General features: G+C 73.2%; 10 protein-coding genes and 1 other RNA gene. 6 read left to right on the top strand and 5 right to left on the bottom strand.

All coding sequences use genetic code 11. The features are described from left to right. The first annotated feature begins 106 nt into the window (after positions 1-106). Both H343_RS0127680 and ddaH read left to right on the top strand, forming a co-directional pair. Positions 107-1,009 carry a glycerophosphodiester phosphodiesterase family protein gene (locus tag H343_RS0127680; RefSeq protein ID WP_028433769.1) on the top strand — a complete coding sequence of 301 codons (903 nt, stop codon included), beginning with the start codon at positions 107-109 and terminating at the stop codon, positions 1,007-1,009. Positions 1,010-1,444: 435 nt separating this feature from the next. Beyond that, a complete protein-coding gene (gene ddaH / locus H343_RS0127685; RefSeq protein WP_486587084.1) occupies positions 1,445-2,263 on the top strand; it encodes a dimethylargininase in 819 nt (272 codons plus the stop codon). A 71-nt stretch (positions 2,264-2,334) separates the two neighbouring features. Here ddaH and H343_RS33280 read toward each other — a convergent pair whose 3' ends face one another. The 3 genes from H343_RS33280 to H343_RS0127700 all read right to left on the bottom strand — a co-directional run bounded on the left by H343_RS33280 (position 2,335) and on the right by H343_RS0127700 (position 6,809). Beyond that, positions 2,335-3,450: a small ribosomal subunit Rsm22 family protein gene (locus H343_RS33280; RefSeq protein ID WP_078506174.1), complete on the bottom strand. Its 1,116-nt coding sequence runs from the start codon at positions 3,448-3,450 to the stop codon at positions 2,335-2,337. 153 nt (positions 3,451-3,603) lie between these two features. Continuing rightward, positions 3,604-5,058 carry a multidrug effflux MFS transporter gene (locus H343_RS0127695; protein ID WP_028433771.1) on the bottom strand — a complete coding sequence of 485 codons (1,455 nt, stop codon included), beginning with the start codon at positions 5,056-5,058 and terminating at the stop codon, positions 3,604-3,606. Positions 5,059-5,180: 122 nt separating this feature from the next. Further along, positions 5,181-6,809, bottom strand: coding sequence for an alkaline phosphatase D family protein (locus H343_RS0127700; RefSeq protein WP_028433772.1), 1,629 nt, complete (start codon positions 6,807-6,809; stop codon positions 5,181-5,183). 118 nt (positions 6,810-6,927) lie between these two features. Between H343_RS0127700 and H343_RS0127705 the strand changes: the two genes are divergently transcribed. Beyond that, positions 6,928-7,737, top strand: a complete 810-nt coding sequence (locus H343_RS0127705; RefSeq protein WP_078506160.1) for an SDR family oxidoreductase — start codon at positions 6,928-6,930, stop codon at positions 7,735-7,737. A gap of 163 nt (positions 7,738-7,900) precedes the next feature. After that, on the top strand, positions 7,901-9,118 hold the full coding sequence (locus tag H343_RS0127710) for a lactate 2-monooxygenase (protein WP_051266249.1): 1,218 nt from the start codon (positions 7,901-7,903) through the stop codon (positions 9,116-9,118). Between the two features lie 101 nt (positions 9,119-9,219). Here the strand turns inward: H343_RS0127710 and rnpB are convergent. After that, positions 9,220-9,614, bottom strand: an RNA gene (rnpB, locus tag H343_RS33720) — RNase P RNA component class A. 380 nt (positions 9,615-9,994) lie between these two features. Here rnpB and H343_RS0127715 point away from each other — a divergent pair. Together H343_RS0127715 and H343_RS0127720 are read left to right on the top strand one after the other, a co-directional pair. After that, a complete protein-coding gene (locus H343_RS0127715; RefSeq protein ID WP_028433775.1) occupies positions 9,995-10,279 on the top strand; it encodes a hypothetical protein in 285 nt (94 codons plus the stop codon). A 100-nt stretch (positions 10,280-10,379) separates the two neighbouring features. Then, positions 10,380-10,625, top strand: a complete 246-nt coding sequence (locus H343_RS0127720; protein ID WP_028433776.1) for a hypothetical protein — start codon at positions 10,380-10,382, stop codon at positions 10,623-10,625. Positions 10,626-10,690: 65 nt separating this feature from the next. On the opposite strand, the gene H343_RS0127725 is transcribed toward H343_RS0127720, so the two are convergent. Further along, the gene (locus H343_RS0127725; RefSeq protein ID WP_028433777.1) at positions 10,691-11,389 is read right to left on the bottom strand and encodes a hypothetical protein; all 699 of its coding nucleotides are present in this window, start codon (positions 11,387-11,389) and stop codon (positions 10,691-10,693) included. Positions 11,390-11,436 lie beyond the last annotated feature (47 nt).

Here is an 11,436-nt window from a genome sequence, read left to right on the forward strand (position 1 = left end):
CACGGCCCCGCGTGCGCTGCCGGAACAGGTGTTGCCCTGTATGCCACGTATCGCCCTCTCCGAGCGGCATGCCCGCTTGTGCCCGCCTAGCTTGTGACCCATGGCCATGGTCACGCTCGGGCACCCCCAGGCGCCCCGCCTGAGGGCCTCCCTCTTCCCCCTCCTCGCCCTGCTGCCGCTCGTGCTCGTCCCCGGCTGCGCCCCCGCCCGTATCCACGCCGACGACGGGCCCCGGGTGGACGGGCTGCCCGGTACGGTCTACGCCGCGCACCGCGGCGGCGCGCTGGAGGTGCCGGAGAACAGCATGGCCGGGCTGCTGGCGACGCACCGGCAGGGCTCCGCCGACGTGCTCGACGTCGACGTGCGGACCCTCCGCGACGGAACGCCCGTCGCCATGCACGACCGGACCCTGGACCGTACGACGGACCACAGCGGCCCGGTGTCCGCGCTCACCCCCGCGGACTGGCGCCGGGTACGGCTCCTGCCCTCCCGTGCACTGCCCGGCAGCTGGTCCCCGGAGCACCCGCCGACGGTTGCGGCGGTGCTCGACCGGCTCGGCGGGCGCACGGTGCTGAACATCGAGATCAAGGACGAGGGGTGCTTGGAGCGCCTGGCCCGTATGGTGCGGGAGCGCGGGCTGACGGACTCGGTGTTCGTGCAGTCCCACAGCCTCTCCCTGGCGTCACGGGTACACCGCGCGGGCCTGCTGACCTCGGTGTGGCGTTCGGCCCGCCAGGCGCGTACGGACCGCCCGGCCAGGTGGCGCGGGACGGTCGACATGCTCAGCGTCGACCACCGTGCGCGCGCCTCCGACATCCGCCGGGCCGTACGCTCCGGCATCCGGCGGGTGTGGTCGCACACGATCACGACGCCGGCGGCGCGGGACAGGGTGCTGAAGCTGGGCTGCGACGGCGTCCTGACGGACGTGCCGCGGCTGCTGGCACGCACAGCCGGCCGCGTGGCCGGCGGGGAGCCCGGGGAGAGGGCTGCGCCGGACGGTACGCGGTGAGCCCGCGTCCGGGGCTTTGCGCACGGACACGGCACATGCCGTCGCGGCGGTCACGCCCGCCGACCGCCTACGGCCTGCCGCCTGCCCGCCTGCCCGCCAGAAGGCGAACGGCATGAGCGAGGGACGTTCCGGACGGATGCCCGGTGTCGTCGGCCCCCGCTCGCACCCGAACCGCGGACGGCTTCCCGGCGGACGAGGCGCGCAGGGGCGGCCCGGCACGACGGGCCGAACCGGCCCCCGTACCCAGAAGCGCGAACTCCCGCGCAAACTGCGGGAATCCAGGGAGAACGGGCCGGAAAGGCAATGCGGGAGAGCCGATCGGGGGCCTGAAAGCACCCGGTGAGAAGCCATTCCGGGCACATCGCGGCGCGAGGGGCTCCTCACACCGCACCATGGGCGAAGCGCAGTGCGCGTCGACCCGTGAAGGAGACTTCGTTGTACGGACCCGGCTACGCCCCCCGCCGCTTCCTGATGTGCCCACCGGCACACTTCCGCGTCACGTACTCCATCAACCCCTGGATGGATCCGGACAAGCCCGTGGACATCCCGCTGGCCATCACCCAGTGGGAGGTCCTGAGGGACCGTTACCGCTCCCTCGGTCACACCGTCGAGGAGCTGGAACCGGTCCCCGGGCTGCCCGACATGGTCTACGCGGCCAACGGCGCCACCGTCGTCGACGGCCGCGTGCTCGGCGCCCGCTTCGCACACCGCGAGCGGGCCGGCGAGGCGGCGGCCCACCGGGCCTGGTACAGCGCGAACGGCTTCACGGACGTCCACGAGCCGGAGCACATCAACGAGGGCGAGGGCGACTTCGCCGTGACCGACACCTGGCTGCTGGCCGGCCGCGGCTTCCGCAGCAGTCCCCTCTCGCACGGCGAGGTGCAGGAGTTCTTCGGGCGGCCGGTGATCGGCCTCGACCTGATCGACCCGCGCTACTACCACCTGGACACCGCACTGTGCGTGCTGGGCGGCGACGACGTCATGTACCACCCGCCCGCCTTCTCGCCCGGCAGCAGGGCCGTCCTCGCCCGCCTCTTCCCGGACGCTCTCATCGCCACGGACGCGGATGCCGAGGCGTTCGGCCTGAACTCGGTCAGCGACGGACACCACGTGCTGCTGCCGCAGGCCGCCGCCGGACTCCTCGGCCCGCTGCGGGACCGCGGCTACGAACCGGTCCCGGTCGACCTGACGGAGCTGCTCAAGGGCGGCGGCAGCGTCAAGTGCGTGACGGCTGAGCTGCGGCCGGCGGCCTGACGCCCTGCCGCAGCGCCCGCGGGGGCCCGTCGTCGGCGGTCCCCCGCGCCCCGGGCCGCGGGCGGGGAGCGTCATTCCGGCGCGTGCCGTGCGCCCTCCGCGTTCCCCGGTACGTCCTGCGCGCCCCGGGGGGCCGGCCCGTCACGGGCGTCGCGGGCGTCCTCGGCTTCGGTGACGTCCTGGGCGTGTGGCGGCCAGATGCCGCCCCAGGCCGCGTCGCGGGCACGGCGGTAGTCGGTGCCGTGCCTCTTCGTGACCGTCGTACGCCGCAGACCGTCCCCGGCGGTGCACAGGTCCAGCAGCACCTGGCCCTTGCGCTTCTGCGGCCTGCGCACGACACGGCCCCCGGCGGGAGCGCCCGCGAGCTCCGGGCGGACGGCCGCGACATAGCTGAACTTCTCGTCCTCGTAGGGCAGCGAGCCGCCCTTGAGCTGCCGGTGCAGGGAAGAGCGGTTCACGCGGGCGGCGAAGTGGCACCAGTCCTCGCCGGGGACCATCGGGCACGGTGCGCTGTGCGGGCACGGCGCCAGGACGCGCAGCCCGGCCGCGGTCAGCATCTCGCGCGCGGCGACGATCCGGGCGTAGCCGTCGGGCGTCCCCGGCTCGGTCAGCACGACGGCCGGAGCGGCTCGGAGCGCCGCCTCGACCAGCATGCGCCGGTCCTGCTCCGACAGTTCGCCGAGCACGTAGGAGACGGTCACGAGGTCGGCGGCGGGCAGCCTCTCCTGGGCGGGCCCGCCCAGCGAGTGCCGGCGCCACTCGGTTCCGCGCAGTGCCGCGGTGGCGCCGGGCGCGCCCGCCAGCTCATTTCCCAGCGCGAGCGCCGCCTCGGAGCGGTCGAGCACCGTCGTGCGGCGCGGGTCGCCGTCCGGGCCGTCCTCGCCCCATACGGCCGCCGCGGCCCACACGGCGGCACCGGTGCCGCCCCCGATGTCGAGATGGTCGGCGGGCCGCCATCCGCCCGTACGGTCCGCGAAGTCCCCCAGCGCCGCCGAGACGGCCGCGAAGGTGGCGGGCATCCGGTACGCGGCGTAGGCGGCGACGTCCGCGCGGTCCCGCAGTTCGGGGGCGCCCGCGGCACGGCCGCGGTAGCCGTCCATCAGACGCTCGACGGCCCCGGCCGCCTGCCTGGGCGGCAGCCCGTCGAGCAGCCCGGCCAGGGCGCGGCGCAGTACTTCCTCGATCACCACAGCAGTCTAGAGCCGCGACCGGCAAGGTTCGCCCGGCGAGGAGGGACGGCCGGTACGTGTGCCCGCGAGGCGGCCGGACGTCCCTGCCGCGCTGCTGCCGGCGCGTTCGGCCAACGCGCCGCCCGTGCCCCGCTCAGCCGCCCGTACCGGTCAGTTCCGCACCCGCCACGGACGGCACAGAGCCAGGAACGCGAGCCCGGCGAGCACCAGCGCGCTGAGCTGGACCACCGCCATCGGCACGGCGGTCCGCTCGCCCGCCACACCCACCAGCGGGGAGGCGACGGCGCCGATGAGGAACTGCGCGGTGCCCAGCAGCGCGGAGGCCGATCCGGCAGCGTGCGGGGCGCGCATGAGGCCCTGGGAGTTGGCGTTCGGCATGACGAAGCCCATCCCGGACATCAGGACGCACAGCCCGGCCGCCACCGGCACCAGGCCGACGTTCCCGAACACGCCGCTCGTCATCAGCAGCAGCGCGACCGCGGCGGCACCGGTCATGCACAGTCCGAACGCGAGGACGCGGTCCAGGGAGACCCGGCCGACCAGCAGCTTGCCGTTGATCTGGCCGGCGGCGACCAGACCGATCGAGTTGATCATGAACAGCAGGCTGAACGTCTGCGGTGAGGCGCCGTAGATCTCCTGGACGACGAACGGCGAGGCCGCCACGTACGCGAAGAGCGCCGCGAAGGCGAGCGACCCGGCGAGCAGATACCCGGTGAAGGCCCTGTCGGCGAAGAGGCCGCGCATCGTGCGCAGGGCCTGCGGGACACCGCCCTTGTGCCGCCGCTCGGGTGGGAGCGTCTCCGGCAGCCAGCGCGCCGCCACGAGAGTGAGCAGTACGCCGATGCCGGTGAGGATGAGGAAGACCCCCCGCCAGTCGGTGAACCGGAGGATCTGGCCGCCCAGTACGGGCGCGAGGATCGGGGCGAGGCCGGCTATCAGCATCAGCGTGGAGAAGAACCGGGCCATGGCGAGGCCGTCGTACAGGTCACGCACGACGGCCCTGGCTATGACGATGCCCGCGGCCCCCGCCAGGCCCTGCACCAGCCGGAAGACGATCAGCGTCTCGATGCTCGGCGCGAGCGCGCAGGCCGCTCCTGCGAGGACGTAGCCGGACATGCCGATCAGCAGCGGCCGGCGGCGTCCGAACTGGTCGCTCATCGGGCCGACGACCAGCTGCCCCACGGCGAGCCCCAGCAGACACCCGGTGAGCGTGAGCTGCACGGTGGCGGCGGGGGCGTGCAGGGTGCCGCTCACCTCGGGCAGCGCCGGGAGGTACATGTCCATCGACAGCGCGGGCAGCGCCGTCATGCTGCCGAGGATCAGGGTCATCAGCAGCCCCGCGCGCCGGCGGCCGGTCATGCCGGGCAGGCCGCCGGACGGAGGGGAGGGCCGTCCGGACGCCGCGGCTGCGGTGCCGGTTGCGGAACCCGTGCCGGAGTCCGCGTCCGGACCGGTGACGGTCCGGACGTCCGAACCGGTCGCCGGACCGGCGGCGCTGCGGGAGCCGGCGGCGGGTTCGCCGGCGCAGGCGGGGTCGGAGACGGGAACAGTGGCGGGGACGGTGGCGGAGGTTGCGGCCTGTCTGACAGGGCCGGGGTCGGACATGCACCTCTCCAAGGAGATTGTTGACGGCAGACACATTCTCCCAGAGCTCTCCGTCCCCGGCCCACCGGTTTCCCGTGCGGAGGGCGCCGCACGGGAAGGTCCGGACCGTGGCCGGCCGGCTGTCAGGCCGTCGTCAGGCCGGGCTCGCCGGCGCGCGAGACGAACGAGGCAGCCGTCACGAGGGGCGCCCCGGGCTTGGTGACCACCTCCACCGCGCGGTAGTCGGCACGCAGTTCCCGCTGGTCAAGGGTGAGCAGGATGTATCCACGCCGCCCGTCGTAGAACTTCATGTGCGGATTGGCGTCCAGCAGGGTCCGCCAGTTGCCCGGCCTGGCCACGCCGTCGCCGCCGCTGGCCACGGAGGTGGTGACCAGTTCCACACCGACCGTACGGGAGGCGGAGTCGTCGAAGTCCTCCTTGATGTCCATGGCGTAGTGCACGTGCACGTCGCCGGTGAGCACGACGAGGTTGTCCACGCCGGCCGCGCGCAGCGCCTCCAGGAAGCGCCGGCGCGCGGCCGGATAGCCGTCCCAGGCGTCCATCGACAGCGGGTAGGGCCCCGCTGTCCTGTCGCGGCGGCGGGAGAGGACGCACTGCTGCGGCACGAGATTCCACACCGCCCGCGACTCCTTCCAGCCGTCGGCCAGCCAGCGCTCCTGTGCGGCGCCGAGCATCGTGCGGTCGGGACGTTCGGTCTCGGCCGTGGGCACCTGCCAGCCGTCGCCGTTCGACTGATCGTCACGGTGCTGCCGGCCGTCGAGGATGTCGAGCTGCGCCAGCCGTCCGAAGTGCAGCCTCCGGTAGAGCTGGAGGTCGGGGCCGGACGGCTGCTGGGGCGGGCGCAGCGGCAGGTTCTCGTAGTAGGCGCGGTAGGCGGCGGCACGGCGGGCGAGGAAGACCTCGTCCGGTGAGCCGTCGGGGACCTCGTCCGCGTAGTTGTTCTCCACCTCGTGGTCGTCCCAGGTGACGATCCAGGGGTGCGCCGCGTGTGCGGCCTGCAGGTCGGGGTCGGAGTGGTAGAGCGAGTAGCGCAGCCGGTAGTCCTCCAGCGTCGTCGTCTCCTTGTTGAAGCTGTCGGGGAGCCGCAGTTCCGGGTCGGCACGGTCGCCGCCGTGGGTGTCGACGGCGTACTCGTAGAGGTAGTCGCCGAGGTGCAGGACGGCGTCGATGTCCTCCTCCTGCGCCAGATGCCGCAGCGCCGTGAAGTACCCGTCGTGGTAGGCCTGGCAGGAGAGGAGGGCGAAACGCAGCGACTCCGGGTCGTCGTCGGCGGCGGGGGCTGTGCGCGTGCTCCCGGCGGGGCTGGTCCAGGAGCCCACCCGGAAGCGGTAGTAGTAGCGCGTACGGGGCGTGAGGCCCTCCGCCACGACGTGCACGGCGTGGTGGAACTCCGGATGTGCGGTGACCTCCCCGCTGCCGGCGGTACGCGTGAAGTCCTGATCGCTCGCCAGCTCCCAGCGGACGGCGACGGCTTCGGAGGGGAGCCCGCTGTCCGGCTCGAACGGCTCGGGGGCCAGCCGGGTCCACAGCACGACGGAGTCGGGCAGCGGTTCGCCGGAGGCGACGCCCAGTGTGAAGGGGTCTTTGTCGATGCGGTCGGGATCGAGCCTCTGGAGGGCGTGGGCGGGCTGGGGGAGGTTGGTCCCGAGGGCGAGCGCCACGGTCGCCGCCGTCCCGGTCAGCAGTCTGCGCCGGCACAAGTGCCGTGCGGCCGCACGGTATTCGCTCTCTGCGCTCAATGGCTGCGTCATACAAGCGATTGCACAGGCCGCAGGAGGCCGCGAGTCGGCAGACACGCGACGGGTGCATGACGAGCCGGTGGCGCCCCGCCCGCGGGTGCGTCCGTGTGGCGGCACGTACGCTGCGCGCATGACGACACAGGACGGTCCGGCACCCGGCAGTGACGGCAGCGGTGCGGGGCCGGCGGCCCCCACGGCGGTCGTGACCGGCGCGGGCTCCGGCATCGGCCGCGCGGTCGCCCTGGAACTCGCCGCGGCGGGCTGGGCGGTGACGCTGGCCGGGCGGCGCCGGGAGGCACTGGAGGAGACGGCGGCACGGGCGGCCGCGGCCGGCCCCGCGGCCGTGCCCGCGGTCACCCCCACGGATGTCACTGATCCGGACGCGGTGACCGCTCTGTTCACCTCCCTGCGGCAGACGCGGGGCAGGCTGGACCTGCTCTTCAACAACGCGGGCGCCTTCGGACCGCCGGTGCCGCTCGAGGAGCTGTCGCACCAGGAGTGGTGCGGCGTCGTCGACACCAACCTGACCGGTGCGTTCCTGTGCGCGCAGGCCGCGTTCCGGCTGATGAAGGATCAGCGGCCGCAGGGCGGCAGGATCATCAACAACGGTTCCGTCTCCGCGCACACGCCGCGCCCCGGCTCCGTCGCCTACACCGCGACCAAGCACGCGGTGACGGGCCTGACCAAGTCCCTGTCCCTGGACGGCCGTCCCTACGGCATCGCCTGCGGCCAGATCGACATCGGCAACGCCGCCACGGAGATGACGGCCCGTATGCGGCAGGGCGTACCGCAGGCGAACGGCACGACCGCGCCCGAGCCCGTGATGGACGCCGCGGACGTCGCCCGCACCGTGCTGCACATGGCGGGGCTCCCGCTGGAGGCGAACGTGCAGTTCGCGACCGTCATGGCGACGGCGATGCCCTACATCGGACGGGGCTGACCCGGCGGGACGGCGGAACGGAGGCGCGAGGGCCGCCCGGGGCCGGACCGGGGGGTAGCCGCAGGGGCCCCGTCCGGCGCAGACTCGGTGCCCCGCGGTTCCCCCGCGGCCGACCAGCGGTTCGGTTTCCGCACGGCCAGATCCCAGGGAAGGTACGAGCGCGATGAGCGAGGCGTCCGAGACGTCCGGGGCAGACGGAGCACCCGCACCGCCCGCACCGGGCTTCGGCAACTACCAGAACGACATCTATCTCAACGGCCTCGACGACCGGTTGCCGCCCTTCACCACCGATCTCACCCTCCTCGGCGCCTCCGCCCGCGAACACCTCGACCCCGGCGCCTTCGGCTATCTCGCGGGAGCGGCGGGCTCCGGCGCCACGCACCGCGCCAACCGCGAGGCCTTCGAACGGCACCGCCTCGTGCCGCGCATGCTGCGCGGCGCCAACGGGCGCGACCTGAGCACCACCGTGCTCGGCACCCGCATGCCCGCGCCCGTCCTGCTCGCGCCGGTCGGCGTCCAGTCGATCATCCACCCCGACGGGGAACTGGCCACCGCCCGCGCGGCTGCCTCGCTGGGCGTACCGACGGTGCTCTCCACGGCCTCCTCGCACACCGTCGAGGAGGTCGCGGAGGCGGCCGGGCCGGACGCCCCCCGCTGGTTCCAGCTGTACTGGCCGAACGACGACGAGGTCTGCGTCAGCATCCTGGACCGCGCCCGCGCCGCCGGGTTCACCACCCTCGTCGTCACTCTGGACACCTGGACGCTGGCGTGGCGGCCGCAGGACCTCGACCGCTCCTATCTGCCCTTCATCCGCGGCATCGGCACCGCGATCCCCTTCTCCGACCCGGCCTTCCGCGCGGGTCTGGAGAAGCCGCCGGAGGAGGACGTGATCTCGGCGGTGCTGCGCTGGGTGCCGATGTTCACCGGCACGGACCGCACCTGGGACCAGCTCCCCTTCCTGCGCGAGCACTGGGACGGGCCGATCGTGGTCAAGGGAGTCCTGCACCCCGACGACGCCCGCAGGGCCGCCGACGCCGGCATGGACGGCGTCGTCGTCTCCAACCACGGCGGCCGGCAGGTCGACGGAGCCGTCGCGGCGCTGGACGCCCTCCCGGAGATCGTCCAGGCCGTCGGGGACCGCACGGAGATTCTCTTCGACTCCGGCATACGCACCGGCTCGGACGTCCTCAAGGCCCTCGCGCTCGGTGCGCGGGCGGTGCTGGTGGGCCGCCCGTACGCGTACGGGCTGGCCCACGGCGGCGAGGAGGGCGTACTGCACGTGCTGCGCAGCCTCCTCGCCGACCTCGACCTCACGCTCGGCCTCACAGGGCACCGCACACCGGGCGAGCTGTCGGCCGACTCGCTGCACGGCGGACACTGAGCACGGCGGACACTGAGCACGGCGGTCACCGAGCACGGCGGTCACTGATCTCTTCCACCCCGGGCGGGGCCTGGAAGCCTCTCGGCGGGCCGGGGCGGCGGCAGACGAGTCGAGCTGTACGCCGGATTCTGTCACCGGCGGGCCTCGCGGCCCGCCGGGAGACGGCCATCCATCTGGGGCCGGCGTTGCCGCCGGCCTCGTGCGGTCCACCCGCGGACTCGGGCGGGCAGCCCTCGATCATCCGCGCAGAGCCTGCCGGCTCCTTTTGACCTTGCTCCGGGTGGGGTTTACCGAGCCGTCCAGGTCACCCTGGACGCTGGTGGTCTCTTACACCACCGTTTCACCCTTACCGGCGCCTCGCGGCACCGGCGGTCTGCTTTCTGTGGCACTGTCCCGCGGGTCGCCCCGGGTGGGCGTTACCCACCACCCTGCCCTGTGGAGTCCGGACGTTCCTCGGCAGGACCGGAAGTCCTGACGCGGCCGTCCGCTCGGCTCGTCTGCCGCACCGCCATGGTAGTCGACCAGACGTGAGGCCGTGCCCCACGACGGGGCACGACGGGGGCGCACGGCGCTCGGCACGGAAACGCCGACGACGGGGACGGCGAGACGACGGGGACGGCGGGAACGGCGGGAGGGCTCACCCCGACGGGGAGCGGGCCGCCTGCCGACCCGGTGACCGTCCGTCCCCCGCGTGTCACCCGCGCCTCAACCACGCCCGGTTCTCCGGCCGTCGCGGGGGCCGGGCAGCGGCGCGGCGGGCCGGGCCGCCGAGTTGCGGCGCACGTGACGACGTCCGCTCCCAACCGCGCTAACCTCGTGCCGCGTGGCATGTGCCGCGCGTGGCCGGCGACAGGTCCCAGGAGACGGGAGGGCAGCATGAGCAGCGCACCATGGACGATCGAACGCATCCGTGACGCCCTCGGCAACCCCGCTCTCGCCCGGCGCTTCGCCACGGAGCTGGAACGGGCGCCCGCACACCAGTTGCTGCATGTCTTCGCCAAGTGGGAGCGGATCGCCAAGGACACCCTCGCCGCCGTCGAGCGGGGAGGCGAGGTGGCGGCCTACGACGCCCAGGGCGAGGAACCGCCCGGCGAATGGATCGACGCCACCGACCGCGTGCTCGCGGAGGCCGAGCGCATCCGCTCCGACGGCTCGGCGTAATCTTCGCGATCCGGTCGCGTCCCGGTCGGCAGCAACTACCCTGAACGGACAGTCCCCCGAACGGTGCCCGGGTCAGGCGCCGCCCGAACAAGGACCGTTCGTGACCTACCGCCTCAAGTACGATCCCGCGGCCGAAGCAGTTCACGACGCGCTGCCGGTCCCGGTCAGCGAGCCTCTCACTCTGGCGCTGGCGGCTGCGTGCGTGGACCCCGTGCAGGCGACCCAGCCCTACGGCGAAGAGGACACGATCATGCGCATGGCCGTCACAGAAGAGGCGTTCGCCGTGCTGCTGGTGGGTCACACGCTGAAGACCGTCACGGCTCTCCAGATCAACTTCCTGGGCTGACAGGCCGGTTGGCCTGCCTGCGGGCGACGGCCGGCACGACCCTCCCGGTGTGCGGCCCCGGACGGCTATCCCAGCCCCTGCTTCTCGGCGTTGGCCAGCAGCGCCTCGAGCCCGTCGATGTCGAAACCGGTGAGCCTGCCGGGGCGGGACGTGCGGTGACCGCCGTTGGGCGAGCAGGTCACCGGCTTGACGCCACGGGAGGTGGAGACGCACTCGTAGGGCTCGGCCACTCCGTTCCCGTTCAGGTCGCGGTTCGGATGGTCGAGCCCGAGGGTGTGGAGCAACTCGTGCACGAACGTGTTGCGAAGCTTGTACGGCGATATGTACCAACTGCCGTCGAAGTACTCGCTGTCCATGGCCACGATGCCGCCCGCCGCGACGCCCTTCGGCGGGTGGGGGCACGGCATCCCCTTGCTGTAACCGCCCCTGCCCATGGGCCGGTACGTCTCGATGTACTGGATGTGGCCCGTGGGCGGGCACACATCGACCCGGACGGACTCCACCCCGCCGAGTGATATCCGCACCCCGGCCTCCCGTATCTGGGCGACGGCGGTCCGCAGATACGGGGTGTAGCGCTTCTTCAGGTCAGCCGACGCGAACGTCACCGTGTACTGGCGGGCAGGGCTGAGGGAGAACACCCCCAGCTGCGTCGTCAGTCTGAACCCGCGGCCTTCGGTGACGAGCGTGGCCGCGCCGGCCGGGGTGACGGTGAGCGCGCAGGCGACGACCAGTGCGGTGCCGAAGGTGATGCCCGTCCTCAGCATGGAACTCCTTGTGAAGTTGTGGGGGGAAGCGCCACCGTGACGCCCGT

This window comes from Streptomyces sp. TAA204, assembly GCF_000424965.1.

Bases quoted from the DNA above. Each gene is read 5' to 3' on its own strand.
- H343_RS0127700 (WP_028433772.1), bottom strand. From the start codon at position 6,809: ATGACGCAGCCATTGAGCGCAGAGAGCGAATACCGTGCGGCCGCACGG.
- H343_RS0127705 (WP_078506160.1), top strand. From the start codon at position 6,928: ATGACGACACAGGACGGTCCGGCACCCGGCAGTGACGGCAGCGGTGCG.
- H343_RS0127710 (WP_051266249.1), top strand. From the start codon at position 7,901: ATGAGCGAGGCGTCCGAGACGTCCGGGGCAGACGGAGCACCCGCACCG.
- H343_RS0127695 (WP_028433771.1), bottom strand. From the start codon at position 5,058: ATGTCCGACCCCGGCCCTGTCAGACAGGCCGCAACCTCCGCCACCGTC.
- H343_RS0127680 (WP_028433769.1), top strand. From the start codon at position 107: ATGGTCACGCTCGGGCACCCCCAGGCGCCCCGCCTGAGGGCCTCCCTC.
- H343_RS0127725 (WP_028433777.1), bottom strand. From the start codon at position 11,389: ATGCTGAGGACGGGCATCACCTTCGGCACCGCACTGGTCGTCGCCTGC.
- H343_RS0127715 (WP_028433775.1), top strand. From the start codon at position 9,995: ATGAGCAGCGCACCATGGACGATCGAACGCATCCGTGACGCCCTCGGC.